24 protein-coding genes, 1 pseudogene and 1 other annotated feature are annotated in these 25,413 nt (G+C 36.0%); of the genes and pseudogenes, 6 read left to right on the plus strand and 19 right to left on the minus strand.

The features are described from left to right. Nucleotides 1-107 precede the first annotated feature (107 nt). Nucleotides 108-995, plus strand: coding sequence for a phosphotransferase (locus QLQ22_RS15360; RefSeq protein ID WP_284015134.1), 888 nt, complete (start codon nucleotides 108-110; stop codon nucleotides 993-995). A gap of 142 nt (nucleotides 996-1,137) precedes the next feature. Further along, nucleotides 1,138-2,070, plus strand: a complete 933-nt coding sequence (locus QLQ22_RS15365; RefSeq protein ID WP_284015135.1) for a phosphotransferase — start codon at nucleotides 1,138-1,140, stop codon at nucleotides 2,068-2,070. A 381-nt stretch (nucleotides 2,071-2,451) separates the two neighbouring features. Here the strand turns inward: QLQ22_RS15365 and QLQ22_RS15370 are convergent. Both QLQ22_RS15370 and QLQ22_RS15375 read right to left on the minus strand, forming a co-directional pair. After that, a pseudogene (locus tag QLQ22_RS15370) lies at nucleotides 2,452-2,718 on the minus strand (shikimate kinase); the annotation flags it as partial. A gap of 564 nt (nucleotides 2,719-3,282) precedes the next feature. Then, nucleotides 3,283-4,098 (minus strand): phytanoyl-CoA dioxygenase family protein, encoded by an 816-nt coding sequence (locus QLQ22_RS15375; protein ID WP_223435854.1) that lies wholly within the window; start codon nucleotides 4,096-4,098, stop codon nucleotides 3,283-3,285. A 185-nt stretch (nucleotides 4,099-4,283) separates the two neighbouring features. On the opposite strand from QLQ22_RS15375, the gene QLQ22_RS15380 reads away from it, so the two are divergent. From QLQ22_RS15380 to QLQ22_RS15390, 3 genes are all read left to right on the plus strand, one after another. Then, nucleotides 4,284-5,108 carry a helix-turn-helix domain-containing protein gene (locus QLQ22_RS15380; protein WP_284015137.1) on the plus strand — a complete coding sequence of 275 codons (825 nt, stop codon included), beginning with the start codon at nucleotides 4,284-4,286 and terminating at the stop codon, nucleotides 5,106-5,108. Between the two features lie 69 nt (nucleotides 5,109-5,177). Then, nucleotides 5,178-6,092: an AraC family transcriptional regulator gene (locus QLQ22_RS15385; RefSeq protein WP_223435857.1), complete on the plus strand. Its 915-nt coding sequence runs from the start codon at nucleotides 5,178-5,180 to the stop codon at nucleotides 6,090-6,092. A 136-nt stretch (nucleotides 6,093-6,228) separates the two neighbouring features. Next, a complete protein-coding gene (locus QLQ22_RS15390; RefSeq protein WP_284015138.1) occupies nucleotides 6,229-7,476 on the plus strand; it encodes a hypothetical protein in 1,248 nt (415 codons plus the stop codon). A 260-nt stretch (nucleotides 7,477-7,736) separates the two neighbouring features. Here QLQ22_RS15390 and melA read toward each other — a convergent pair whose 3' ends face one another. The 7 genes from melA to bcaP form a co-directional block, all read right to left on the minus strand. Further along, nucleotides 7,737-9,065 (minus strand): alpha-glucosidase/alpha-galactosidase, encoded by a 1,329-nt coding sequence (melA, locus tag QLQ22_RS15400; RefSeq protein WP_284015139.1) that lies wholly within the window; start codon nucleotides 9,063-9,065, stop codon nucleotides 7,737-7,739. A 50-nt stretch (nucleotides 9,066-9,115) separates the two neighbouring features. Then, nucleotides 9,116-9,727: a YesL family protein gene (locus QLQ22_RS15405; protein ID WP_284015140.1), complete on the minus strand. Its 612-nt coding sequence runs from the start codon at nucleotides 9,725-9,727 to the stop codon at nucleotides 9,116-9,118. A gap of 30 nt (nucleotides 9,728-9,757) precedes the next feature. Next, nucleotides 9,758-10,645, minus strand: coding sequence for a carbohydrate ABC transporter permease (locus tag QLQ22_RS15410; RefSeq protein ID WP_223435861.1), 888 nt, complete (start codon nucleotides 10,643-10,645; stop codon nucleotides 9,758-9,760). Beyond that, a complete protein-coding gene (locus QLQ22_RS15415) occupies nucleotides 10,632-11,504 on the minus strand; it encodes a carbohydrate ABC transporter permease (RefSeq protein WP_284015141.1) in 873 nt (290 codons plus the stop codon). The genes QLQ22_RS15410 and QLQ22_RS15415 overlap by 14 nt, the downstream gene beginning before the upstream one ends. Nucleotides 11,505-11,644: 140 nt before the next feature. Beyond that, on the minus strand, nucleotides 11,645-12,955 hold the full coding sequence (locus QLQ22_RS15420) for an ABC transporter substrate-binding protein (protein ID WP_284015142.1): 1,311 nt from the start codon (nucleotides 12,953-12,955) through the stop codon (nucleotides 11,645-11,647). 1,268 nt (nucleotides 12,956-14,223) lie between these two features. Further along, the gene (locus tag QLQ22_RS15425; protein WP_284015143.1) at nucleotides 14,224-14,793 is read right to left on the minus strand and encodes a pyridoxamine 5'-phosphate oxidase family protein; all 570 of its coding nucleotides are present in this window, start codon (nucleotides 14,791-14,793) and stop codon (nucleotides 14,224-14,226) included. Nucleotides 14,794-14,846: 53 nt separating this feature from the next. After that, nucleotides 14,847-15,062 (minus strand) — a binding site (T-box leader). A gap of 156 nt (nucleotides 15,063-15,218) precedes the next feature. Then, nucleotides 15,219-16,601 carry a branched-chain amino acid transporter BcaP gene (bcaP, locus tag QLQ22_RS15430; protein ID WP_252207104.1) on the minus strand — a complete coding sequence of 461 codons (1,383 nt, stop codon included), beginning with the start codon at nucleotides 16,599-16,601 and terminating at the stop codon, nucleotides 15,219-15,221. A gap of 427 nt (nucleotides 16,602-17,028) precedes the next feature. On the opposite strand from bcaP, the gene QLQ22_RS25175 reads away from it, so the two are divergent. Beyond that, the gene (locus QLQ22_RS25175; protein WP_223443483.1) at nucleotides 17,029-17,394 is read left to right on the plus strand and encodes a recombinase family protein; all 366 of its coding nucleotides are present in this window, start codon (nucleotides 17,029-17,031) and stop codon (nucleotides 17,392-17,394) included. 316 nt (nucleotides 17,395-17,710) lie between these two features. Here QLQ22_RS25175 and QLQ22_RS15435 read toward each other — a convergent pair whose 3' ends face one another. The 10 genes from QLQ22_RS15435 to QLQ22_RS15480 form a co-directional block, all read right to left on the minus strand. Further along, entirely contained in the window at nucleotides 17,711-19,102 is a 1,392-nt protein-coding gene (locus tag QLQ22_RS15435) for a M20/M25/M40 family metallo-hydrolase (RefSeq protein ID WP_349654959.1), read from the minus strand. Nucleotides 19,103-20,235: 1,133 nt separating this feature from the next. Beyond that, nucleotides 20,236-20,607, minus strand: coding sequence for a hypothetical protein (locus tag QLQ22_RS15440; protein ID WP_284015144.1), 372 nt, complete (start codon nucleotides 20,605-20,607; stop codon nucleotides 20,236-20,238). Beyond that, a complete protein-coding gene (locus tag QLQ22_RS15445) occupies nucleotides 20,519-20,908 on the minus strand; it encodes a riboflavin kinase (protein WP_349654982.1) in 390 nt (129 codons plus the stop codon). The genes QLQ22_RS15440 and QLQ22_RS15445 overlap by 89 nt, the downstream gene beginning before the upstream one ends. Further along, on the minus strand, nucleotides 20,860-20,988 hold the full coding sequence (locus QLQ22_RS15450; protein WP_284015145.1) for a hypothetical protein: 129 nt from the start codon (nucleotides 20,986-20,988) through the stop codon (nucleotides 20,860-20,862). Before QLQ22_RS15450 ends, QLQ22_RS15445 begins: the two co-directional genes overlap by 49 nt. Before the next feature lie 191 nt (nucleotides 20,989-21,179). Then, the gene (locus QLQ22_RS15455) at nucleotides 21,180-21,935 is read right to left on the minus strand and encodes an amino acid ABC transporter ATP-binding protein (protein WP_223435867.1); all 756 of its coding nucleotides are present in this window, start codon (nucleotides 21,933-21,935) and stop codon (nucleotides 21,180-21,182) included. Nucleotides 21,936-21,937: 2 nt separating this feature from the next. Then, on the minus strand, nucleotides 21,938-22,642 hold the full coding sequence (locus QLQ22_RS15460; RefSeq protein WP_223435868.1) for an amino acid ABC transporter permease: 705 nt from the start codon (nucleotides 22,640-22,642) through the stop codon (nucleotides 21,938-21,940). 15 nt (nucleotides 22,643-22,657) lie between these two features. Then, nucleotides 22,658-23,359 carry an amino acid ABC transporter permease gene (locus tag QLQ22_RS15465; RefSeq protein ID WP_223435869.1) on the minus strand — a complete coding sequence of 234 codons (702 nt, stop codon included), beginning with the start codon at nucleotides 23,357-23,359 and terminating at the stop codon, nucleotides 22,658-22,660. Between the two features lie 15 nt (nucleotides 23,360-23,374). Further along, complete coding sequence (locus QLQ22_RS15470; protein WP_223435870.1) at nucleotides 23,375-24,193, minus strand: amino acid ABC transporter substrate-binding protein; 819 nt, start codon at nucleotides 24,191-24,193, stop codon at nucleotides 23,375-23,377. Between the two features lie 23 nt (nucleotides 24,194-24,216). Next, nucleotides 24,217-25,035, minus strand: coding sequence for an amino acid ABC transporter substrate-binding protein (locus tag QLQ22_RS15475; RefSeq protein ID WP_284015146.1), 819 nt, complete (start codon nucleotides 25,033-25,035; stop codon nucleotides 24,217-24,219). A gap of 86 nt (nucleotides 25,036-25,121) precedes the next feature. Next, on the minus strand, nucleotides 25,122-25,394 hold the full coding sequence (locus QLQ22_RS15480; RefSeq protein WP_223435874.1) for a glutaredoxin family protein: 273 nt from the start codon (nucleotides 25,392-25,394) through the stop codon (nucleotides 25,122-25,124). Nucleotides 25,395-25,413: the final 19 nt, after the last annotated feature.

Genomic DNA, 25,413 nt, shown 5'->3' on the forward strand with positions numbered 1-25,413 from the left:
GGACTTCTACCGCTTCTGAACACAAGGAGAATCTCAGTGTTGCAAAAGACTACCATGTTAATAGCTTTATAGTGGTAGTAAAATATTACAAAAAGAGGTGAGAACGCATGAGGGGTTTGCTCGATGCAGCATTATTAATATTGAACATAGATAAGAATGATATTGAAATTTTAGGTGAGGGAATTGGGAGTCTCGTTATTGAACAGAAAGACGGAACTCTCTTTAGGATTGCTAAAAACATGGAAACAGCTCGTCAATACACAAAAGAGTTTCATATGCTACCTCAGATCCGTCCTTTCCTAGATATTGAAATACCGTTGCCTATTATCTATATGGTTAATCCGTCGATCCATCCTTCGGGAATCATGGGATATAAAAAATTGAAGGGAACCCCTCTTAATCCGGATTTACTCATCTCTAAAAAACGAAATATAATTGCCAAACAACTTGCGGAATTTATTATAAAGTTACATAAAATACCAATCGGAATGTTAGATTGCAATTTCCAGCAAGAATCAAACAACAAAAGCCATATAAAGATATTACGTGAAGATACACAAGAAATATTAAACCAGGTTTTAACCGTAAAAGAGCAGCACAAAATGGCTAAATGGTGGGAAGAAGCATTGGAAGATAGTACGTTTTTTTCCCATCACTTTGTTTTGTGCCACGGAGATTTATGGTATGAAAACATTTTGGTTGATGATTTATGTTCAGGTATAACGGGAATAATCGACTTTAGTAATATGACTATAGGTGACCCTGCAAAAGATTTGGCAACGCAAGGTTATATGGGAGAGGAATTTTATAATCAGATATTAAGTGAATATAAACACTCATTTCCAGAAGATACGACTATTGAACATAGAGTAAAAAGACATCAAGGACTTCGTGAATTAGATGGATTACGGTACGCAATTAAACATGATAATTCCGAAATCGAAGATTCATTTTCAAAAATAAGAAACGTAATATTTGAATCAAATGTTTTTTGACTTTTCCTGTTAGCGGAACAACTAGATTGGAGTAAAAAACACCGTCCATTAGGATTTTATAGAAAAGCAAGTTTAACAGAGGAGTTATAAATAAAACAGCTATTTTTCTTTTAGATAAAAATTAATAAAGGATGATTAATTTATGAACTCTGACATAGCAAAACAGGCAGTTTTTAATTACTTACAAGAGGATGCAATATCTGTGAATTCAATTGTCGGAAAGGGAATAGTAAATAAAATTTATGTTGTAAGGACTGCAAATCATAAAGTGGTAATTAGAATGAACGATGATCCGAGTTCATTTCGAGAATATGAAAAAGAACGCTGGTGTATCCTAAAAGCTATTTATAAGGGAATTCCAAGCCCAGAGGTACTAACAATTGGAAAAATCGGTAATATAGCCTACATGATCCAAACACATATTGAAGGCGTGAATGGAGTAGATGCCACGTTAGATAAAACGTATATTTGGAGAAAGTTAGGTATGTACGCGAAATCAATTCATACAATTGAGGTAAAAGGTTTTGGAGAAGTACTGTTTGATGCTGAAAAGAAAATCTTTCAAGCACCGACACATGACAACTTTGATGGGACATGGACCAGTTTTGTAAACTACAACATTACTAGTTTAACAAAAGATGATGATCTAATATGGTTGGGTGTATTAGATTATGAAACATCAAAACAGGTTAAGCGTCGATTTCAAGGACTGATTGATTATGATTTTAACTTTGGCTTAAATCATGGGGATCTTTCCTTAAAAAATACAGTAGTGAATAAAAATAACGAGGTTTATTTATTAGATTGGGGTAGTTCAGAAGTAAATATTGCTCCTCATTGGGATGTTATTCAATTAATGCAGGTGAATATCTTAAATACTAATACAAATGAATTTGAGGCATTTCTAGATGGGTACGGAATTAGTCAACATGACTTTAAGTCTATGGAATATGTATTAAATACTTTATTATTACTAAGGGCCTTTGATAAACTCCGCTGGGCAATTGATTGTAAACCCCAATCAATTACATACTTTACAAATTATGCAAAGTTAATCTTACATAGAGTTTTATAACAAAGCGGGGAGTTGATAAAGACTTCCTAGTAAATTGTTCAGGAAATTGAAACAATGCCTTGATTATGCTGCATTTTAATATTTGCAGATTGTAAGCCGAATGATACGCATCACATAAAAATTTCTAATGACCAAGAAAATGGTGCCCTAATAAAGGGACTATTCCTATCTCTTCTTCAATTAACCTGCCCTTCCACATCTTAGTTCAACAAATCTTGATTTTCACCTTTTTTACCTAACAATGCACTTTAATTTAAGATCGAAAAAAGCCCTTATGACTTTAACAATCTGGCACAATTCCAAAAGCGCCTCCTTACTTTAGAAGCGCGACCGATATTAGAATTACTTTCGTAAAACTTATTTATTATTTAAGAGATTATTCTATAAATAAAATTTTTCTTTAATGATTTTCGCTACTTCTTCTGCTCTCAAGTTAATATTGTTTATTTTTATATATTCTTCTTTCTTTATTTCACTCTCTAAGGAATTCAATCTGTATTTTTCCATTGTCTCCTTTATATCTTTTTCAGACCATTTAATGTTTCTTTTTGCAGGCTTATGTTCGAGTCTATGAGAACTTTAATTCCGATCAAGTCTTTCATCCAGATCAGCCTCAAGCTCTACAAAGTAAACAGTTCCTCCTCTGGATAGGAGCATCCGTGAAGACCTTTAAAAAAAAAGTGGATCAATTAAACTTTCTTTTCATAGTCATAACAAAAATCTACTAGAAGCGATTGAGTTATTATGAGTCACTCTATCCCGCGCTTCTTCTAGTATCTTTTAAAAACAATTGCCTGCTCCCAACGATTTGAAATCTCTGTCGGGGAAGGATTTGAATAATGGGTAATAGAATAGTCTAGAGGAACAGGTTCATAAACAAGAGGTAGAACATCACCTGATTTAGCTTCGTTCAATCAGTATGACAATACCTTTTCCCACCAACAACAACTCTTTCTTCATTGGATGATTCCCCTGGGCCAATGTCAATTTGAATCTGCTGTCCATAAGAAACACGGGCATGAATAGATGATGTCCTTTTCAATAGTAGTACATCAAAACACTCTTCTGCTTTATCTGATTAACACCCCTAGCTAACACATAATGGGATAAATCGATTGTTAATCGCAAATCAGGAATTTCATTCACATATTGTACTGTCCGAATTAAGTCCAGGGTATCCGGCCTCGATGAGTTACCACAAAATACTAATGTTTAATGTGGGTAACCTGCTTCAAACTCATTTCCACATGGACCAGAATCTTGATTTGTTTCTGGTTCAACCTTGCTTCCATCTTCTCTGAACAGCGGGCTGTAAAAGTTGCCTATTTTTGTAGTTGATTCTCCTGCATAATGACAAATAAAAGCTTTACGAAACCGGTCCTTCGTTTTATTCCGATAAGAGCCATGAATTAAATTCCCATTAAAAAATAAGACATCTCCTTGATCCATAATAGCTGGTACCGCTTTCAAACCTATTGGCACTTTTACATAATGATTAGTAAACGATTCTTTAGAGTCAGCTAATTCTGGGCAATAAATTTCATCATTATTCGTTTTTGGAACAACCAGTAAAGTACCATTTTCTTGATCAGCTCGGTCTACAGCCGTCCATGCAGCAATACACGTTCCAGGCTCTACTTTTAAATAAAAATTGTCTTGATGCAAAGCTTGCCCCCGTGCAAGAGGCGGCTTAAAGTAAAACATGCTTTGAGCTGCCAATGCATTTTCATCAAATAAATCAGACAAGATGAGCATAATTTTTGGATGAAGCATGTATTTCATAGCCAAATCATTTACACGATGAGGATGCATCATTCTTGGATATCGCTTAAGTGGATCTTCATCTTCTGAGGAATGATCCATTATAGGCTCAAAACAACCAGGAATCGCTTCTTTACTCATTTCCATAAAGGTTTGATCGATTTCTGTTATCTCTTGTTTAGTAAATACTTCTTTAATGATTAAATAACCTTCTTTTTCAAACTGATCTTTTTGCTCCTGAGAAATTGTTTTTAATCCAGTTACCATATTACCCATCCCCCTTTTATCAAAATATTCTGCAATCAACTCTATAAGAATATTGTATTAATCTTCTAATCAATGTAAAAGTAACAAAACAGCTAAAAACTATAATAATACTGCTAAAATTAATCACATTTGCGATATATTACATGCATTTAAGGATAGTATTAGTCAAATGAGGAGGAAGGAATATGCCGGATGTAGATTTCCCATCAGATTATGAGGTATATCCAGAGCCAGGTGTCTTAATCGCTGGGCACTTTCTTGTAAAGGAAACGTATAAAACAAAACGGCCTAAAGGCATGAGTGATTGGTTAATAACTTTTACTCTTGGAGGAGAGGGCTATTTCAAAGTCGATGATGAAAACATTACATGCAGTCAAGGTGACGTCACCTTATTAAAGCCAATGGTACCTCATCAATATGGAACTAGTAAAGGAAAAGATTGGAATTTCCTATGGGCTCATTTTTCTCCAGAGCTCTTTGAAACAAACTATCTTTCTGATGAGAAGCTAGTTAGACTTACGATGGAAAACGGCTATGGAAGAAATAGGTTGAGCCATGCCTTTGAGAAGCTTATTCAAGATTACCGAGAGAGAAATAAATATTGGTATGAGTTATGTCAAAATTCGTTAAAGGAAATTCTTTTACTTATAGCTCAAAAGCAAAAACATTCAATGGAACCGCGTATAGAAGAAGTTCTTCATATACTATCTATACAAATGAGTGAGTCTATTAAAATTGAAGAGTTAGCAAGAAAAGTTGGGCTATCACCCTCTAGACTTTCCCATTTATTCAAGGAAAACGTAGGGAGCTCTATTTTGGAAACATTAAAACAAATGAAATTAAATCAAGCTGCGCTTTTACTAGAGCATACTGACCAGAAAGCATCTGAAGTTGCAGTAGAAGTTGGATTCCAAAACTATAATCATTTCGCTATTCAATTCCGCAAACGATTTGGTGTTGCGCCAAGAAATTATAAAAAATTAAAGCAACAACATTCTTACAAAACATAGGGACTGAAAAATCACCTTTAGTACCTATAAAAAAAAGGGCTAGGAGGCCCTGTAGAAAGAGGTATTAGCATGATACATACTCAAGATAAACAAAGTGGTTTATTTCAAATGGATATACCACAAATTGAAATGGCTGGAGACTTTATTATTAAATCTGGCTGGACTTTAGGTCCTAGAAGCCTAACTGAATATGAATTAGTTTATTTCCCAAATGGTTCAAAAACTAAATACGAAGTGTTCGATCGTACTTATTTATTAAATGAATCATGTTTTATTATCACACGACCTTCAGAAGAACACATGTATATTTTTGACCAAATACAACCGACAAGACATCTCTTTATTCACTTCAAATGTGATGTTGCAAAATCAGATTCACCATTAAAAGACTTAATTTTAAATGGGTCCTCATATATTGCTGCCGAGGAAACATCCTTCGTTCCCCGCATGTTGAAACATATTTTGTATTTAGCAGATACAAGACCTTATCAGTGGTATGAAAGGTGTAATTATTTGTTATTAGCAGCACTGGCAGAACTAAACGGAACTACCGAATTAAAGAAGACTGAACCAAATAGTAAAATTAAACCTATTCAAATAATAAGAGCACTAGACTATATTGATAAAAACCTTACCCGTAATCTTAATGTTGCAGAAGTTGCAAATATTACTGGTTGGACACATGAGCATTTTACGCGCATTTTTACTGATCACATTGGTCTTCCACCTCAAAAGGCAATAATGTATCGGCGTGTTGAACGTGCATGTCAGCATCTTTTGCATGAGCAATGGAGTATTAAACAAATTGCATTTGCAGTCGGTTTTAAAGACGAGCATTATTTTTCACGCACTTTTATTAAAGTAAAAGGAATAACTGCTACTGAATACCGCAACAAATATGCTGATTCCCGGCTGCATCATTTAGCACCTGCTGAAGAATACAGTTCTCCATACCCTTTCAACAAATATATATTATTTTCATGATCTATGCGCAAGATCAAATAAATCCAGTAAACATACGTTTAACTATATTGAGTTGAAACTTTATCTAATCAATAATTGATATAGGCCTATTAAACTATAATTATGCCAAACTTAGCGCACAATGGAGGGTGAAGGAATGTTAAAATATGCAGGTATTCAAAATCCCTATTCTGTCGGTGAATACAGTGTAGAGAAAAATGCCAAAGTGATACAACGCTATCGTTACATCCATGAAAGTCTGATCACCATTGCTGCAGGTCAATTACCTGCACGTGAAGACTGGGATCTCAAGGTTGCTCTTGGCAAACACCTCTATGAAGATGCTGAAGCAACTGATAAACTAAGAAAACGCCTAAGTCATCTTAGAACATCTTCTCAATTTGTTAATCGCGATCCAGATCCATCTTTATCACTATTAATGGATGAATTAATTCAAGCAAACAACGACTTGGAATTAGCCATTGGCATATACGATGTAATTAAGCCAGCCCTTATTCAAACATATAAAAAACATATTGCCGAGACACAGCAAATTGTCGACCAGCCTACCATTCGAATACTGCGTTCGATCTTACTTGATTTAGAAGAGCAAGTTGAGTGGGGACAAGGAATGATCACGGTTATCCAACAAGCTAATATTTATCCCGAAGGATCTGATGAATTCAAAGAGAAGCTGCAGTCTTTTCTCATTGCTGCAGGAGGCATTGATGGTTTTCAGAAGAAATCATCCAGTTTACCTCATCGTTGGCGTTCACAAAAAGCTTACGAATTACCATTTAAATCAGTCCGTGACCCGAGAAACATGGGACCGACTACTTGGTCTCGAACTGGCGTCCCTAATCCTCCAGAAAATCAAATACAAGCGGAGCTATTAGATAAAATGCGTGTCCGACAAGAAGAAATGACAGCTGCTGAACTCATTGCAGGGGTAATGTTTTCTCAAAAAAATATGCCTTGGGAATTTTACTATGACTTAGCAAGACATCTTTGGGACGAGGTAAGACATGCTTTGTTTGGTCAAGCGGCCCTTGAAGCAGAGGGTATTGAATGGATGAGCCAGCCACAGTACACTTCAGATTATGACATAAATGCACACAAACTACCCGGAGCACAATATACATGGTTATCGATCGGTATTGAAGAAGGAGCAATGGCACGTACAGGAAAACGTGCGGAATATGAATTTTGTCGTGATGAGGCCAAACATCCATTGATGACACAGTTTCAAGATTACGATTGGGCTGACGAGGTCGTACACGCTAACTTCGGACGGAAATGGGCCCCAGATCTAATCGGTGAAAATATTGAATTTGTTCGAGAAGTAGCAAAAAAAGAGCTCGATTATTTTTGGGATAAAGTAAATGCGGCCGGTTCCAATAATTAATGTATAACAGCTCCCTTCAATAATGAAGGGGGCTTCTCATTTATTTTAGGGGGTTTAACCAGCATTTTGGAGTGATGTAATTGAACATTCGGACCAATAATCTTTTGCAAAATAGACACTATATTTGGATGGATAATGTTGTCGATGCCTATTTACCAGGGAGAAGTTTTTGCTTTCCTAGAAAACGATTTCAAAATGAAATTGCAAAAAAACGACTACCTCCATCTAAAAATTCAAGATGGACTAGTCGTTTTTCATTTCTATTTCACATACAACACAGATCCATTATCCGTAAACTGTGGCAACCAATCTCCATGTGCTTCGATTAATTCATCACACATTGCAATGATATCATCCATTGATAACTCTGCAGCAGTATGTGGATCCAGCATTGCTGCTTGGTATACAGATTCTCTTTTTCCTGAAATAGCAGCTTCAATGGTTAGTAATTGAGTGTTGATATTTGTTCTGTTTAGTGCAGCTAGTTGCTCTGGCAAATCACCAATGTATACTGGCATAATCCCACTTCGATCGACAACACATGGAACTTCTACACAGGCTTTCTCAGGAAGATTGCTGATCAAACGGCCGGTGTTCAACACATTTCCACCAAATTTAAAAGGCGCATTCGTTTCCATCGCTTCAATAATTCTTGAGCCATATTCATGTGAACGAGTATGCGTAAGCTGACTATTATTCACGATATCTTCTCTCATCGATTCCCATCGCTCAATTTGATCAACACAACGACGTGGATATTCATCCAACGGGATGTTGAATCGATCAATGAGCTCTGGGTACTTACTTTTGATAAAATAAGGGTGATATTCAGCATTATGCTCTGATGATTCTGTTACATAATATCCAAACTTATCCATTAATTCAAAGCGAACCATATCATCATGCTTTTTTTGTTGTTTTTCCTTTGCACGGCGTTTGATCTCAGGATACAAATCCTCGCCGTCACGCTTTACCTCAAGCAGCCATGCCATATGGTTAATGCCGGCAATTTTTTCTTCAATTCCTTCTGGATCCATTCCTAATGATTTGAAAAGATGACTTGTGCAAACCTGAACACTGTGGCATAGCCCAACCGTTTTTACATTTGTATAACGAAGCATTGCTCCAGTTAATGATGCCATTGGATTCGTGTAATTTAACAACAGAGCATCGGGACAAACCTCTTCAATATCCCTGGCAAAATCAAGCATTACAGGAATTGTACGTAATGATCGGAAAATCCCACCAATTCCAATTGTATCTGCGATCGTTTGCTGCAGGCCATACTTTTTGGGAATCTCAAAATCTATAACTGTACTTGGTTTGTAGCCGCCAACTTGAATGGCATTGATCACATATTTGGCTCCTCTTAATGCCTCTTTTCGATCTAAATAAGATTTAATTGTGATATTTATCTTATAGTTTTTCTTTATGTTATTAAGCATGTTTTCAGAGTCTTTTAAACGCTGTTCATCAATATCGAAAAGGGCAAATTCAAAACCTGCTAACGCTGGTACAAACATACAATCTCCAAGAACATTCTTTGCAAAAACGGTACTGCCTGCACCAATAAATGTAATTTTAGACAACGCTCATCATCCTTTCAGTTTTATGTATTTCGACTATTTTCTTGCATTGATCATTGATATGCAGCTCGCTTTTGCCGGATCTTGTGGAATGCAATTTTTGCATTCCATGTTAGCCAAACCGCAATGGTACTTCCAAAGAAAAAGATAAACAAACCGGCAAACTTAGCAAATACAACAAAAATCGTTAAGCACCCTAAAATCATGATCACACTATGAAGAATCCGTGTGATACTAATAAATAAGACATTTTTCAAAAATTTTCTAAGTGGCATTTTCTCTTGGACAAAAAGTGGAAAAATAAACTGCAGCATAATCACAAACACAAATCCTGCTGTTAACACGAGGTATCTAAGCATGTAAAAGAGCATTCCATCTTTTTGAAAAAAGAATTGAATATCAAAATAGAGTAAGATAGCTGCTGCTACTAGGATAACTCCTAAAAGTTGTGACCTGATAAATTCTTCTTTGAATTTAGTGAAAAAGGTCTTGAATACAGGAAAATCTTTGTTTCCGCTTAGCCATTCTTTTGCAATATGAAACATTGAAACAGTAGAAGGGAACAACCCAAAAACAAGTAGTCCAGCTAATGTAAACAGTACCCACAATGTATTTAGGTAGAGTAAACGATAGATCCAATCAAAAACCTGCATTAATTTATTCACATGAACCACCCCTTTCCACATATTTATTTATTAGCTCTTCGAACCTGTTAAAGCAACACCTTCAATAATTTGTTTTTGTGCAAAAATATACACAATAATGACTGGGATAACTGAGATTGTCGTTCCAGCCATCAATAACGACCAATCAGTAAAGTATAGACCTTTAAATGTATTTAACAGTAAAGGCACAGTAAACTTTTCTGGTGATGTCAAATAGATTAATGGCTCTAAGAAACTGTTCCAAATACCCATAAAAGCAAAGATGCCGAATGCGGCTAATGCTGGTTTAATTAATGGTAAGATGACACTCCAATAAATCCGTAATGGATTTGCTCCATCAATAACAGCTGCTTCACTTAATTCATTTGGAATCCCTCTAATGAATTGTCGCAATAAGAACACCCCAAATGCATTAAACAAACCAGCAGGGACAATTAACGATAAATGTGTATCAATCCAGCCTAGATAATCCATGATCAAATAAAGCGGCACCATTGTTACTTGTTTTGGAATCATCATTGTTGCTAAAAACAAAATAAATAATAAGTTAGAACCTTGGAAACGGATTTTAGCAAATGCATAGGCAGCCATTGAGCACGTTAATAAATTCAGAAGAACAACTACAGCTGTAATATAAAAACTATTAAAATATGCTTGACCAAACGGCATTGCCGTTAATGAGTTCGGATAGTTTTGAAAAGTAATTGGATCCGGAAACCATTTTGGAGGGATAAGGAAAATTTGCGATACATCTTTTAAGGAACTGCTTAGTGTCCACAAAAATGGAGCAACCATCAAAAAGGCACCAATGATTAAAACAATGTGAAGCAAAATTCTTGTTGGCTTTATTTTTTTCCCAAGGCTCACTGACACATTCAGATTCGGTACTGTTTTTGTTTGAACATCACTGATCTTCATAATGAACCCACCTTTTTGACATCTTAAACTGGAATAACGTAAACATGAGAATGATGACGAATAGAATCATAGCAGATGCAGAACTAATACCCATTTTAAAGTCAACGAATGCTGCTTCATAAATGTGATAAACGAATGTGTAGCTTGATTTTGCCGGTCCCCCACTTGTCATTACATAGGCTTGGTCAAACACTTGGAATGACGAAATGATCGCCATGATTGTAATAAAGAAGGTTGTTGGTGATAACAATGGCAATGTGATATGAAGAAATTTCTGCCAACTAGATGCCCCATCAATATCTGCTGCTTCATAATAGGATTTTGAAATCCCTTGAAGTCCTGCTAAGAAAATAACCATGTTATAGCCCAATCCCCACCAAATACTTAAGAGTGCGATCGACGGCATAACCCATTTTGTATCGGTCAGCCACATCGGACCATCGATTCCAATGTTAGCTAAAACTTGATTTAGGATTCCGAAGTCACCGTTTAAAATCCACATCCAAATGACACCGATTGATACGGAACTTGTGACAACTGGCATGAAATAGAACAAACGGTAAATGTTTTTCCCTCTTATTTTATTTAGAGCAATTGCAACTGCTAAAGAGATTCCAATACTAAATGGGATAACCAAAACTGTGTAATAGACGGTATTCACTAATGCTTTCCAAAAGTCAGGTTCTGTAAATTGATCGATATAGTTTGCTAGACCGACAAATTCCTTTGCACCAAACCCATCCCATTTCATAAAGCTCAATACGAGTGTGAAAATAACTGGAATTAATGAGAACGCGATTAAACCGATTAATTGAGGAGCTAGAAATGTATATCCCCATAGATTTTGACGACTTCTCAATGGTATCACCTTCTTCTGTAATAGATGAGGGTGACTCAAAAGGGTCAAACCTCCAAACGGTACTCATATAAGAGACTATTATTGTGTTGGAGTGGTTTGACCCTTTGGTTTTGAGTTACTCTCTCGTTTCCTTGAACTAGTTACTCACCTTTGTGCTCAGCAATCATTTCTTTCGCTTTCTTCGCTAATTTTTTTACTGTTGTTTTTGCATCATCCTTTCCGAGATACATTAAGTCAATGAGGTCAATAACCTCTTTGTCTAATCCCGGAACTGTAGACTGAACAGAGTTTGCAAAACCTTGCTCACGAGCATCAAAGATATATTCAACATGTTCAGGCACTTTTGAATCAGTTACAGATTCATCAATTCCACCGATTGATGGGATCGCATTTCCTATACCTGCAAGACGCGTTTTTTGTCCCATTTTAGATGTGTAGTATGTTACGAATTTCAGAGCTTCTTCTTTATGCTTTGAATCATTGTTTGCAGCCATATATGCGGTAGGGATTCCGACTGGCTCAGTTTTGTTTTCTGTGTTTGATGGCCAAGGAATATAATCCCACTCTAAAGCTTTGTTTTCATGGAATAAAGGAGTATACCATCTGCCTGCACCAACCATCCCTACTTGGCCAGACATAAACATTGCTTCAGCACCTTGACCTTTAGGCAGTGAACCAGCATATTTAAAGTTTTTCTCATCAATCATACGATCTAGAAAACTCATTGCTTCGATCCCTTTTTCATTTTTATCTAAAACAAATTCACCTGTTTCTTTGTTGTAAATTTCTCCACCATTAGCCCAAATCCAGCTAAATACTGGACCCCACCAGTTATCAACGATAAATCCGTATTTTCCAGCTTCACGTAATTGACTTGTTACTTCTTCCATTGCAGCAAAGTTCCATTCGCCAGCATCAAAATATTCTTGAGGAGATTTAATATCTAATTCTGAGAGGAGTTTTTTGTTGTAGTATATTAACATAGGGTTACAATCAACCGTAACACCATAAATTTCATTATCTTTTTTCGCGCCACCCCATAAACCTTCAGAAAACTCATCAGGTTTTACATAGCTTTCAGAGCTATTCATGAATTCACTAAGTGGAGCAAGTTTACCAGTTTCAATGATTTTTGAAATATCACCGTCACCCAAGTAGAAAACGTCAGGGGCTTGACTACCTTGAAGTTGTGTTTGTAATTTTTGAATGTATCCATCACTAGGGATTGGTACTAGTTTTACTTTAATATTAGGATTTTCTTTCATAAAGCCATCAACAGCCTTCTGTATCACTTTAAGCTCTCCTGGGTTTCCCCATGTAGAAAACGTTAAATTTACTGTTTCACCAGAATCTGTTGAACTTGTACTACTAGAATCGCTACATCCCTGTAAAACCGGAACTATTACCAGCAATAAAGCAAGAAATAAAAATGCAAGTTTTGCTTTCCTCATACATTTACCCCCTTATTTCATTTTTCATTTCGTAAAAGCTTTTTACTAATAACTTAATTAAAATGTTTCCTGCGTTAAACAGTTTTGACACTAGATCATTGCTTGCTTATGTAATAAATATCACCTCCTTAAAACCCAAATATGTAATCGCTTTCATTTGTTTAGAGTCTTAGACCTAGAATTTATTAATTGAAGAGTTTTATAGTTTTAATATAATAATGAAAGAACACATAATGATTACGTCGTTTGCTGTTATTGCCTTAATCATATCCCTTTTGATTAATTATAAATGCTCGGAATATTGTTGAATTTAAACACCAGCTGTTTTGAAAATATCTTTAACGGTTGTCTTCCTTTGTCAGAATATGCAACTATGATTAACTAGAATATATAGGAACTACAAGATCAAGTCAATGTAGTTTTTTAAATTTTCTTAATCTTTAGAACTATTCATATATTTAAAGGTTTTTATATTTATTGACATAATTCCTAATTTTGCAGAGAAAATTCTCAAATACAAACTTTGTCATTTGTGCTAGATATGAACTTCCTTCATGCTACAAACGAAGCTCCAAGTTTTGTTATACCCCCATAAATAAAAGCAAAATAAACAAGCTCTCCATTATGGAGAGCTCAATGGTTAGATCGGGTTTAACCTACTGCCTAGGGTTTCATTTGTGGAAAATGAGTTTGCATATTTATTCTCTATTGGGCTGTGAGCTGTGGAGTATCTTTTTTTCAAGTCCAATCTCCCTGTAATGCAGAGTAGGGTTCATATTATAAAATTCTCTTTATTCTTCAAAAAATACGTTAGATAACCTCCCCTAAATACTTACAAGTAATTCTTAATCCTGTATGTTTAAAGTATCAAAGGCAAAGGGGTTGTCAAAATGAAAAAAAATGACGTAGGATTCCTTACATTTTTAGTTTTATTAGTAAAAATTGCATTTACTTACTGATATGAAACGAAACTATCAATAGCCCTCCACAATCAATGGTTTGATCTGTTGTTTGGTTTTAAACCTCAAACTTAAGGCTGTGTAAATCATATAAAAATCCAGTTTACATAAACACAAAAGAAGGCAGCAAAAGAGCCAAACTCTTACTATCAAGGGTTTGGCTCTTTGTCGTTTTTTATCGTTGATACACCTTTTTTACCGTTGATTTATAAACGTTTCTGGCTTATTCAGAAGTCTGGTGGCTGCATAAAAAAATGGGGTTTTACGCAATCTTTTCTTAAACTAAAGCACTCGTTAGTTCACCAAGAACTAATTATCAAAGTTAACTATACTATCTCCTATTGGTGTCACTATCCCATCCATACTTATAGAATTTTTCTTTTTACGATATTCTTCTAAATCTTGTTCGCTTTTATTGGCAGCCCACTGTTGAAGAGTATCTCGTTCACCATTGTATGAATAAAATGGTACACTAAATCCACATGACGTTTTTACCGTTTCTATCTTTGCATAAATAATTTGACGTGAACCAGGAAGGATGTCAAAATGTTTAGCCATATCATCCCATTCAGGTGTACCAGGTAATACCACGTTACCTCTTCCATAAAGACGTAAAATCATCGGGGGACCTTCAAAAGCTAAGAACATAAATGTTATTCTCCCGTTATCTTTTAAATGTGCACTTGTTTCATTTCCACTGCCAGTTAAATCTAAATAAGCGACTTCTGTTGAAGAGAATATCCGCAGTACATCATGACCTTTTGGGGAAATGTTAACATGTCCGTCTGCTGATAGAGGGGATGAACCAACAAAAAAAATTCGTTGTTTTCTTATAAACTCTTCGTGATTTGGAAGTATGGATGAATAAACTGTTCCCATAAAATATTCCTCCTTGTCTTAACGAGTGTTCAAAATAAAAAGCCTATCATCTCATAAGAGACGATAGGCTTTACCTTCGTGGTACCACTCTTGTTGATTTGCTTATACAACAAATCCACTTTAAAACAGATTACGGATGTCAACCGTTAAGACCTACATATCAGTCTTACCACTTGTGGGCGAGTTGGGGACTTTATTGACTGTCTTTCACCAACCGACAGCTCTCTAAACAATAAACATTCCTTAATACTCCCAGTCACTGTGTTTTAATATTTTTAGAATTTTCTTAATTTTATTATGTGTTATTAAATAAGTCAACCTATATTTTACCATTTACTCTTAAGCTAACCTACCTCAATAAACTAATCACAATCTCACGATTGCTCTAGAATTCTTAGGTTTTCATAGCCATATCAATTTTGTTATTAATTAAGATGGCTATGTTTTTTCGCATAAGTGAAATATACAATTACCCCTAGTGCAATCCAAATAACGAAAGATACCCAAGTGATTTTTGGCAGACTAAGTGCAAGATATAGACAGAACGAAGCACTTATTAACGGAAATACCGGTACGAACGGAACTCTGAAAGATGCCTTTATTTCAGGGAATTTTTTACGCAATACAATAATCGCGATGGACACTAAGGTAAAAGCAGCGAGTGTACCCATATTAACGAGGTGGGCCAATGTCGTTAAATCAACAAATCCTGCTATGCTTGCAGCTATAATTCCAGTTAGCCATGTGTTGCTAAATGGTGTTTTATATTTTTTATGAACCTTCGATAATGTTTCCGGCAGCAAACCGTCTCGGCTGATCGCAAACGATAATCGGACTTGGGCATAAATTAAGGCAAGAAGAACAGTTGTGATACCAGCAACTGCTCCTACGGAAATAACCCCCGCAATCTTATCTTGGCCAACTGAAAATAAAGCAAAGGCAACCGGATCTGCTACATTCAATTTTTCATATGAAACCATACCGGTCAAAATTCCAGAAACGGCAATATATAGCACAGTACAGATTAATAGGGAAGCAATAATACCTATTGGCATGTTCCGTTTCGGATTTTTCACTTCTTCTGAAGCTGTTGCAATGACATCAAAACCAATGTATGCAAAGAATACTGTCGCTGCTCCAGTTACGATTCCTTCAAAGCCAAACGGAACAAATGGAGTCCAGTTTTCAGGTTTAACATATCCGATTCCTGCAAAAATAAACAGTAAGATAACCGCGAGCTTAATAAAAACCATTACATTATTGAATTTAATGCTTTCTTTAACCCCTCTGCTTACAAGTGCAGTAATAACAAGGATAATGATAAAAGCCGGCAGGTTAATTAGTCCGCCTTGTCCCATAGCTGGGGCAGAAGCCAAAGCAGCAGGAACCTGCAATCCAAAACCTTTAATCAGTGATTGAAAATAAGCAGACCATCCTGTAGCAACGGCCGATATCGCCAAAACATATTCCAGCATCAAATCCCAGCCAATTAAAAATGCAAAGAACTCGCCTATAGTGGCGTATGTGTACGTATAGACACTTCCCGAGACAGGAACAGCTGATGAAAACTCTGCATAACAGAAAGCCGCCAGTGCGCAGGCAATTCCTGCAATAACAAACGAAATCATTATCGCTGGCCCTGTACTTTCTGCGGCCACAACTCCAGTTATAACGAAAATCCCAGTGCCGATTACACAGCCGACCCCAAGGAAAATTAAATCAAGAAGGCCCAATGAGCGAGAAAGCTCTTTTTTCCCGCTCTGTTCCAATAAGCCAGCCATTGATTTCTTTCGAAAGATTTGATTCATGAAAGTCCTCCTGAGTAAATTAATATGCTTTTCTCCTCCGTTAACTTATCATTATCTCCTAATTAATTAGTTATAGAATTTTCATTTTGCAAATAAAAGAATAACACCTAATAATAATAAAATATTCTGAAAATTACTCTTGCTATTAACTAAAAAATGAAATAATTAAAATAGAACATATACGAGTATATTGTCGAATTTTGTTGAAGTCAAGGTAATTTTATTTGAATAGTTTCCCATATAAAAACCACGTTCAGATTTTAAGAACGGAGTTAACAAACAATCATAAAATATTTCTATTCATTAGCAATCCTATCTCCCATTGAAATCAAGAGTAGAATAGGAAGAGCTACAAAGTTATTAGAACATATAAGACCTGGCGATACAGTGATGGTGACAAAAATAGATTGTTTGGGCCAGGTCGATTATTGATTTAAATAAAATTATAAAAACACTGCAAGAAAAACAAGTTGATATCCATTTTTTCAAAGATAATTTATCTTTTAAGGTCAATGAAACAGCAAACCCTCTAAAATCTTTATTATTCAATGTTTTAGGTTCTTTTGGGCAGTTTGAAAGAGATATAATAGTTGAACGAACATCTGAAGGCAGTGAAAGAGCAAAATTGAGAGGTAACCACATGGGGCGTCCTTCACAACCAAGAAAGAATATAGAAGGAGCCTTACGAATATATTATAGTAGAAACACGAATGGATTAAGCGTGAAAAACTCACTAGTGTGCCTAAAGCAATTTAATATGCAGAAATTAGAAAGAAACGTGCAAACAACTTAGAATAGTTGTTGCACGTTTGGAATGTCTCAATTACACCTTACTATAATGAGTGTTAAACCCTTTTTTTATGTGAAGAAAAAATCCCCAATAAGTTTTACCCTGTTGGACTACGATTTCTTCTTAAGTTAGCGTAGCAGGATAGATAAACAAGAGGGCACAGCCCTCTTGTTTATCACTTTTTAGAAATTATTACTGGGAATTAAATATTACAGAAGGTTCCTATTAAGCTGCCTGAAACAGCATCGTAATCTGGTATTATACAGACTATGTAGGCTCTATGTCTTTATAAACCTTTTCACACCAGAACCAAAGTTTGTTAGTTAGTTGTGATTTTGTACTCTGGCAGTAGAGGTTCCGAGATACCATCTACCCCCACAAGACCAAGCATAGTTAAAAATGCTCTTTGTGGTCCTTGATAAGCATCAGTTGGGTCAAACCATTCATCAGGGGAATGAGCTAATCCACTTTTACCCCCTCCTCCTAACACTAATGAGGGAATTCCTAGGCTAATTGGGAGATTTGCATCCGTGCTACTGGCTTCATTTAAGGCAGGAGATAAATTAATTGCCTGAGTAGATGCCCAAGCAGCTTGAACATTTAATGCATCATCAGGCTGAGTTCCTGCAGGACGATCACCAAGTAATTCAATTTCAGCTTTTATACCTTTTTCCTCTTTATACTTCCAGCGTTTATTTTCAGCTTTTGCTGCATTTTTTGCAATACGTAAGATTTTGTTTTCTAATTCTACTAATTCATTCTCATCATTTGATCTCATATCAACAAGCATGTTAGCTTCGGCGGCGATTGCGTTAACAGATGTTCCACCTTCTACAGTGCCAACTGTAAATGTAGTCTTAGGATTCTTTACTGTTTTTACATTTGAGATGTCTGAAATAGCTCGTCCTAAAGCATGAATAGCACTAGGTGTTCCAAATGCTCCAAAACTATGTCCACCTGGTCCTTTATATGAAATTTTATAACGATGACTTCCAGTTGCCTTATATGTAATCCCTGTTGCACTTGTGCCATCTAATGAAATATACCCGTCTACTTCAGGGTGTTCTTTAAAAAATGCTTTAACTCCTCTTAGATCACCTAACCCTTCTTCTCCAACCGTTCCTCCAAAGATAATGTCCCCTTTCGTCTGAATACCTGACTCATTGAATGCTCTTACTATGGAAAGAAGTGCTGCTAATCCTCTTCCGTCATCTGATATTCCCGGAGCATATAATATCCCGTCTTTTTCTATGACCTTTGTGTCAGTACCTTCTGGAAAGACTGTATCTAAATGTGCTGAAACAAACAATACAGGACCCTCCCCTGTTCCTTGACGAATACCAAATACATTGCCCTCCTCATCCATTTGCACATCTTTAAGTCCTACCTCTTCTAAACGCTTCTTGTAATCTTCAGCACGCAGTTGTTCTTTAAAAGGCGGGGCTGGAATCTCTGTGATATCAATTTGTTCAGAGACTGTTTGTTCATGATCAGCTTTAATGAAATCCAATCCTTGTTTAACTTGAACATTAGCTGTGATTTGCTCATAATATTTTTTCACTTCCGGTGACAAATTGTACGAGGTATCCTCGTTTTCCCCTTTACTTTTACTATTGGTTTGATCTTGTGATGCGCTGTAAGAAAAGGCAGAGAGACACAGAACTGATGTGGTCATAATAATTGTTACTGCTTTCCAAGAAAGTCTTTTCATTACTCGTATTCCTCCTTGTTATAATTTAAATTTAGAAACTCTAAATTTATTCCCTAATATTATAGAATATTCTGATTTTTTTGAACAGAATACATGTTAACGGGCCAAAAGATGGATCTTTCTTACAGTCTCTATTCTTGGGATACCACCGCATGTCCATCAAGCTAAAACCTGTGAATGATGAGAGGGAAGCCGTTCCCGCAAAGTCAACACTATATGGGGTACAGCCAGGAAAATGCGGATTTACAATAGCAATTACGGAATAAAATATCGGTGTTTTAAAAACGTTAAGGTTTTTGAAACAAGCCTAATGAGACATAGTGAAGCCTGGGAATTGGCATGAATATCATCTCTAGCAGTACAAGCAATCAACTAGTAAACTATCGCCCGAATATCAGACACAAAAACACAAAAATAAGTGTTTAATATTCATTTTTTTAATCAAATGCTGCGATAAGCAATTTCTAGAAGGCTCTTTTCAGAACTGCTTGTGAATTACTGTATTTAACTAAAGGGGCTTTTCTTAAATAAGAACGAGTTGAAAACCAAGTATTTCTCCATACCATTTTACTGATATTTCAGGGTCCTTTATTCCTAGTATATCCAGTACCGTAATTCAGTTCGTGTTTTACTCTATTGCAAGAGCGTAAGTATGATCGTATTAGATAAAAATTCCAGCTTAAAAAAACCTTCAAAGGAGCGTTTGAAGGTCGAATTATCATTTGAATTTGTTGAGAGAATCCATTTAGGATTACGATACTGAATGAGACCAAATCATATCAGGAATCTCTTTTTTGATTACTGGGATTACTTCTTCAGAAAACCGATTAATCTGCCCATGCTGCTCCCTTTCGGTTAAACCGTCAAACAATTGGAGAGTCCCACTGACCGATTGACCCAACTTAGCTACTAAGATTCGATCTATTTGCACATTATCAACCGATGAGGTGATATTTTCCAAATACGTCTGCCAAGATTCAGGACTAGTAAATTCTTTTTCATATTGGCTGTAGCTTTCAATCAACAATTGACGAACGGTTTCTCTATCGTGTTCCTCTAGACTATGAATTGATCATTCTTGATTCATTTATATCCGCCCCCTTAATGTTTCTACTCGTCATTTCATGTTCCGATTATTTTACAGTCCGAATATTTGGAGATTCTTTTTCTTGTCTATTAATATAACAAGTGACAAATTCGGTTAACTTTAAAGTCAGTCCGCCACTTCCAAATCTAATAAATTTTTTGGGCTTTAATTCATCAGATTCTTCTTTCACAAAGCTCAAGAAAGCTAAAATATAAATTCTTCTGTATATAACATTCAAAATGCCATATTCATAAAACCAGTTGTCAATAGTGTTATACACCCCTCTATTAATAGAATATTGCTGATAGCACTTACTATAAAATATCAAGTCAGGAAGATTTAAATATTGGCTTTCCATTAAAGAGGACTTGCTCTCGTACTGAAGTATATCCAATGAAGTTAAAACGTTTCTCTGCATATAAAATGTCCCCCTTGATTTGATTTGTCAGCAGCTCTAAAGAATCAAACTTCCTTTCTTCTCTTATTTTAAAAAGAATATGGCATCTTAGGTTTTCTCCGTAAATATCCCCCTGAAAATCAAGCAAATGTATTTCACATGTTTTTTGTAAGTTAGAGTCAACAGTCGGCTTCACACCAACATTCATAACACCCAAGTATCTTCTGACATCCAAAATGACTAATGCACCATATACCCCATTACTCAGTCTGCTTACATTGGAATCAATATTTGCGGTAGGAAACCCCAGTTCTCTTCCAATTTTTCTTCCAGTAACGACTCTTCCTTCAATAAATACATCACATCCTTTTTAAAATCTGATAATATGTTGGCTGTTCCCAATATTGAACACTCCCTGTATTTAAGCAAATTACCTGTTAAGTTTTCAAAAAAGCCCAACCATATAATAATATGGTTAGGCTTTTGGTTATCCAATCGACTCGATTTTTTATCTTACATATTCAGTTTTGAGACTCCTTTTGATTTAGTTTAAATAAAAAGACATAACTCATTCCTTACCCTTAACCTGAATTTCAAGAAATTCCTTGTATTAACTGTGGTCTGATTCTCTTCAAAAATTGTTTTGTGCGATCTTCTTTTGGATTTGTAAAAATTTCAATTGGGGATCCTTCTTCTACGACCGTTCCCTGATCCATAAATACCACGTGATTTGATACTTCTTTTGCAAATCCCATTTCATGTGTGACAACTATCATAGTAATACCTTCTAGCGCTATTTTTTTAATTACCTCAAGAACTTCCCCCACAAGTTCTGGATCAAGCGCAGAAGTTGGTTCATCAAAAAGTAAGACTTCCGGATTTAAAGCAAGTGCACGGGCGATTCCTACTCGCTGCTGCTGCCCGCCAGATAACTGACTTGGATACGCATTTATCTTGTCAGATAGTCCTACCTTCTCAAGCAATTCTAATGCTTTTATTCTTGCAGCTTCAGGTTTTTTCTTTTGAACAATCACAAGCCCTTCCATTACATTCTCAAGCACTGTTTTATGTTTAAAGAGATTATATTGCTGAAAAACCATAGCGGTTCTTTTTCTCAAAGTAAGAATATCGAGTTTGCTTGGCCTCTTGCAATCTACTGAATAATCACCAATCGCAACTTCTCCATCACTCGGCTTTTCAAGAAAGTTTATGCAGCGCAGAAAGGTTGTTTTCCCGGATCCGCTCGGACCTAGTATAACGACGATTTCGCCTTTTTTTACGGTGAGATTTATACCTTTCAGGACTTCCTGGCCATGAAATGATTTTTTGATGTTTGTCAGTTTAATCATTCTCATACCCCCTTCTCATAAACAAGAACTCTTCTTTCAATCCAAGCTGCCGCTTGCTCCACTATAATAGTTAATCCCCAGTAAATAAGCGCAGCGGCAATATATGCTTCTAAAAATTTCAAATTACTTGAGGCTACAATATTAGCAGCACCGTTCAGCTCCTTTAATGAGACAATAAAAGCAATTGAAGAGGCGTGCAAAAAACCAACGAAGATATTTGTTAAATTTTGTATAGCTGCTGCGAATGCCTGAGGAATAATGATTCTTCTAATTGTCTGGACAGAGCTCATTCCAATAGAATAAGCCGCCTCTATTTGACCCTTATTTACAGCAAGGATGCCTGAGCGAATAATCTCAGACATATACGCACCTGAATTTAACGAAAAAGCAATTATAACAAACACGGCAATCGGAATAGAGTTTGATTTAAACGCCCATCCATATTGATCTGCCATTGTGTCATATACCATTGGAATACCTAAATAAATGACCATAATATGAAGCAAGATGGGTGTACCTCTGAAAAAAGAAACATAGAATTCTGCAATGCGATGAATAAACTTGATCTTATACATTCGAATTACAGCAATAATTAGACCTATTCCCAACCCTGCCAGTAATGGAACAATCGTGACTGTAAGTGTCAAAGGCAAAGCTTTAATTATTTCAAGGAATGCAGTAAAGATAAAAAGAGCATCAATAACCACCAATTTCCCTCCTTTTTAATTTGCTGTAATCCCATAGTCATGTCTCTGAAGATGAATTTCTGATTTTTTAAATCCTTTTTCAAGCAATATGGCGATAATATAGTAGATAATAGATAAGGATATATAGACCTCTAACGCATGGGCTGTTGCAGCAATCAGAGTATCACCCCTGCCAAGCATATCCATTACTCCAATTGTAAACGCCAGGGATGTGTCTTTTAGAAAACCAATGACAGAGTTCCCGAAATTGGGGAATGCAATTAAAAGTGCCTGTGGCAGAATAATTCGATAGAACGTTTGTCTTTTATTCATTCCAATACTATATGCAGCTTCTTCCTGACCTTTTTCTACGTTTGCTGCACTGCCGCGGATAATTTCAGAAAATGTTGCACCGCTGCTTAACGCATAGGTTATTATCACGAAGTTCATAGGGTTCATTCGGGTAATATCAACACCTACAACCTGCAGGATTGCTGGTAAACCATAGTAAATTAAGAACAATTGAATGATGATGGGTGTACCCCGCATAAATGATACAAATAGGATAGCCGTGCGATTTAAACCTGGAATTTTATATATTCGGGGGATCGCAATGATAAAACCTATAACGATCCCAAAAAGGATGGAGAACACTAATATAAACAATGTAATGTGCAAATATGAAAGCAATTTTGGAATAAAATCCAGGATAAGGGTTAAATCAAATGCTTTACCCATTATTCAATCCCCCCTTTAATTTGATTCAACTGAATAATCATCTCCAAGCCACTTTTTGCTCAGATTAGCCAGCGTTCCATTTTCTTTAAGCTGCTTAAGCGCTTCATCAACTTGTTCCTTCAACTCCGATTCAGCCTTATTAAACAAGAAATACACCTTAGAATTAATAATGATATCACCAACAACCTTTTGTTCTGCATCAACAGCTTTATTGCTGAAATCTACCGCAAATGGCGTGGCAAGTGTTGCATCCACACGGCCATTTTTCAACTGAGTTGTTGCATCGTCTGATCCCTGCCCGGCATAAACAATGTTGATCTTATTGCTGTGTTCATTATTGTATTTCTCCAAAAAGACAGCCGCGTTGCTTGTTGCGCCGACAATGATTTTTCTGCCATGTAAGTCGTCAAGTGATTCAACATCATCAGTATCCACATTGACAGTGATATAAAGCGGCGAATAATTGTATGTTTCATCATTAAATAAGAATTTCTTTTTTCTTTCTTCATTCTGAGCCATATTATGGGCAATCATATCAATCTTCTTCGTTTCGAGACTTAAGAGAAGATTAGAGAATTCCATGGTTTTAAAATCAAATTCATATTCAGGTAAGAGCTTATCAATGGCACGGATAACTTCCACGTCATACCCTGTTAATTTCCCGTTTTCATCAATAAAACAAATGTTGGGAAACTGGGTCCCGGTTCCAACAATCACTTTTTTCACTTCACCGGTTTTATCTTCACCTTCAGCATTTGTCGTTGGTTTTTCACCGCATCCTGCTGTTATTGTAAGTAAAAGGATAAGTAGAAAGATAGATCCTATTTTTCTCATTCCAGCCTCCTGATTAACCGTTTTTAGTTGGCTACTGTATAATCTGCTCCAAGCCATTTGGTGCTCAGTTCAGTCAACGTTCCATCTTTTTTGATTTCCTTTAATGCTCCATCTACTTTATCCCTAAGTTCCGTGTCGCCTTTTTGAAGTAAAAAGAACACTTTTGAATTAGATAATGCTGGACCGACGACTTTTTGCTGTGCATCTGCAGCATCATTTAGAAAATCAACTGCAAATGGAGTGCTGATGGTTGCATCTGCTCTTCCCGTTTTAAGCTGCGTTTTTGTATCATCTGATCCTTGCCCAGAATAAACAATATTGATTTTTCCGCCATTCTCTTTATTGTACTTTTCAATCAGTACGGCAGAATTGCTTGTCGCACCAACAATCACTTTCTTTCCTGCTAGATCCTTAACGGACTTAATGTCCTGATTATCTTGATGAACGACAACATTGAGAGGAAACACATTATAAGGTTCATTGTTGAATAGAAATTTTTCCTTCCTTTCTTCATTGACTTCCATTTGGTGGGCAATAAGATCAATTTTTTTAGTCTCAAGGCTTAACAGCAGATTTGAAAACTCCATCGTTTTGAACTCAAATTCATAATCTGGGAGACGTTTATCAATTTCACGGACTAGCTCTACGTCATATCCTGTTAGTCTTCCTTTGTCATCCAAGAAGCAAATGTTAGGAAACTGTGTACCTGTCCCCACTATAATTTTCTTCACTTCATTCTCAGCCTCTACTTTGCCGCCAGATGCCTTGTCAGAGGTAGAACCGCATCCTGTAAGGAAAATTCCTAACGCAATTATGGCTGCACTTATATTAAGTTTTTTCATATTTTTCTCCTGTTTGATTTAGTAGAAGTAATCAGTTACCCAGTCCTTTTAATCTAAAATTAATAAATTTATATATTTCTTCAGCCTTATCTAACCGTAATATCTCTTCCGGCAATCAGACTTTCTATTAGAGTGAAATCTTTTTCGATTACGCCCCGGAAAGTATAATTAAAACCAATTTCAACTACAGGTACGTGGCGAATGCCATACTTAAGTTCAAGAATATCTCTCAGATGGTCTTTTCCTTCTACATCAACCACTGTGTACTCATACTCATTTTTTCCGAAAAATTCTTTTATCTCATCGCAATAGTGACATCCTTTTCTGCTCCATAAAATAATCTTGCTTTGCTGTGTCATGGTAATCCTCCCTACGAAT

The sequence above is a fragment of the Metabacillus hrfriensis genome, assembly GCF_030127205.1.
Taxonomy (GTDB): domain Bacteria; phylum Bacillota; class Bacilli; order Bacillales; family Bacillaceae; genus Bacillus_P; species Bacillus_P dongyingensis.

Excerpts from the sequence above, each read along its gene's own strand:
- QLQ22_RS15385 (WP_223435857.1), top strand. The coding sequence starts at position 5,178 with ATGATACATACTCAAGATAAACAAAGTGGTTTATTTCAAATGGATATA.
- QLQ22_RS15425 (WP_284015143.1), bottom strand. The coding sequence starts at position 14,793 with ATGGGAACAGTTTATTCATCCATACTTCCAAATCACGAAGAGTTTATA.
- QLQ22_RS15465 (WP_223435869.1), bottom strand. The coding sequence starts at position 23,359 with ATGGGTAAAGCATTTGATTTAACCCTTATCCTGGATTTTATTCCAAAA.
- QLQ22_RS15390 (WP_284015138.1), top strand. The coding sequence starts at position 6,229 with ATGTTAAAATATGCAGGTATTCAAAATCCCTATTCTGTCGGTGAATAC.
- QLQ22_RS15435 (WP_349654959.1), bottom strand. The coding sequence starts at position 19,102 with ATGAAAAGACTTTCTTGGAAAGCAGTAACAATTATTATGACCACATCA.
- QLQ22_RS15475 (WP_284015146.1), bottom strand. The coding sequence starts at position 25,035 with ATGAAAAAACTTAATATAAGTGCAGCCATAATTGCGTTAGGAATTTTC.
- QLQ22_RS15420 (WP_284015142.1), bottom strand. The coding sequence starts at position 12,955 with ATGAGGAAAGCAAAACTTGCATTTTTATTTCTTGCTTTATTGCTGGTA.
- QLQ22_RS15365 (WP_284015135.1), top strand. The coding sequence starts at position 1,138 with ATGAACTCTGACATAGCAAAACAGGCAGTTTTTAATTACTTACAAGAG.
- QLQ22_RS15360 (WP_284015134.1), top strand. The coding sequence starts at position 108 with ATGAGGGGTTTGCTCGATGCAGCATTATTAATATTGAACATAGATAAG.
- QLQ22_RS15380 (WP_284015137.1), top strand. The coding sequence starts at position 4,284 with ATGCCGGATGTAGATTTCCCATCAGATTATGAGGTATATCCAGAGCCA.
- QLQ22_RS15455 (WP_223435867.1), bottom strand. The coding sequence starts at position 21,935 with ATGATTAAACTGACAAACATCAAAAAATCATTTCATGGCCAGGAAGTC.
- QLQ22_RS15440 (WP_284015144.1), bottom strand. The coding sequence starts at position 20,607 with ATGCAGAGAAACGTTTTAACTTCATTGGATATACTTCAGTACGAGAGC.
- QLQ22_RS15480 (WP_223435874.1), bottom strand. The coding sequence starts at position 25,394 with ATGACACAGCAAAGCAAGATTATTTTATGGAGCAGAAAAGGATGTCAC.
- QLQ22_RS15375 (WP_223435854.1), bottom strand. The coding sequence starts at position 4,098 with ATGGTAACTGGATTAAAAACAATTTCTCAGGAGCAAAAAGATCAGTTT.
- QLQ22_RS15470 (WP_223435870.1), bottom strand. The coding sequence starts at position 24,193 with ATGAGAAAAATAGGATCTATCTTTCTACTTATCCTTTTACTTACAATA.
- QLQ22_RS15410 (WP_223435861.1), bottom strand. The coding sequence starts at position 10,645 with ATGAAGATCAGTGATGTTCAAACAAAAACAGTACCGAATCTGAATGTG.
- bcaP (WP_252207104.1), bottom strand. The coding sequence starts at position 16,601 with ATGAATCAAATCTTTCGAAAGAAATCAATGGCTGGCTTATTGGAACAG.